Source organism: Mycobacterium sp. E796, assembly GCF_001672815.1.
In the GTDB taxonomy this organism is placed as follows: domain Bacteria; phylum Actinomycetota; class Actinomycetes; order Mycobacteriales; family Mycobacteriaceae; genus Mycobacterium.
Window position 1 is genome coordinate 1 of sequence record NZ_LZKK01000363.1, and the last position, 1,024, is coordinate 1,024.

Below are 1,024 nucleotides of genomic sequence, written 5' to 3' on the forward strand. Positions count from 1 at the left end.
GCCAGCGCGGCGCCGGTGTGCTTGGAATCGGTCATGCACGACACCTTGCCCCCTTGAACGGTCAGGGCGACGTCGTTGCCGAGGGGCGTGGTGGCGCCTTCCCTGGAGGCGGTGTGATAGCGGCCGGGATCCGCGGGGTGAGCTGCCTCGATCCAGGCGATGACGGCGGAGATCGCGGTGCCGACGGCCGGCGCGCCGGACGGCGCCGGAGGTTTGCTGCCCGACGCTCCGGCCGATGTGGTGGCGGGGGTCTGCGTAGCGGTCTGCGGCTGGCCCGAGTTGCCGCCGGGATGCGAGCACCCGGCGACCAGCAATGGCACGGCGACCAGCGCGGCAATCCGCATCCCGTCAGGCTAGCCGCCACGCCCGGCGATTCGATCGCTAGCCGCGCACTACCGGCGCGGTGTCGGCTACCGTCACTGGTATGCATGAGCGCATCGTTCGCGCCCGCACGACGGCCGGCATCGTCGAAGGCTTCACCCGCGACGGCGTAAACCGCTGGCGGTCCATCCCTTACGCCCGCCCGCCGGTGGGAGCCCTGCGATTCCGGGCGCCGCAGCCCGCGCCGCCGTGGTCGGGTGTGCGGCACTGCCACGGCTTCGGCAACTGCGCGCCCCAGCAGCGCCGCTACACCTTGCTCGGGGTCGGCCGCTACCAGCCGATGAGCGAGGACTGCCTCACCCTCAACGTCGTCACCCCCGAGGTGGCTGCGGACGAGCCGCTGCCGGTCATGGTCTTCGTCCACGGTGGCGGCTACATCATGGGCAGCTCGGCCACCCCGCTCTACGACGGCGCCGCGCTGGCCCGCCGCGGTTGCGTGTACGTGTCGGTCAACTACCGCCTGGGCGCGCTGGGATGCCTGGACCTGTCGTCGCTGTCGACGCGCGACACCAAGATCGACAGCAACCTGTACCTGCGCGACCTGGTGATGGCGCTGCAGTGGATCCGGGACAACATCGCCGAATTCGGCGGAGACCCCGGCAATGTCACGATCTTCGGCGAGAGCGCGGGCGCCTGCATCACC

The 1,024-nt window shown here is 71.1% G+C and carries 1 protein-coding gene and 1 pseudogene; one reads left to right on the top strand and one right to left on the bottom strand.

Translation table 11 applies throughout. The features are described from left to right. Positions 1-344, bottom strand: a pseudogene (locus A5706_RS33895) (hypothetical protein); the annotation flags it as partial. An 80-nt stretch (positions 345-424) separates the two neighbouring features. On the opposite strand from A5706_RS33895, the gene A5706_RS29880 reads away from it, so the two are divergent. Next, positions 425-1,024 (top strand): carboxylesterase family protein (locus A5706_RS29880; RefSeq protein ID WP_156767410.1); only part of this gene is annotated, 600 nt, incomplete at its 3' end.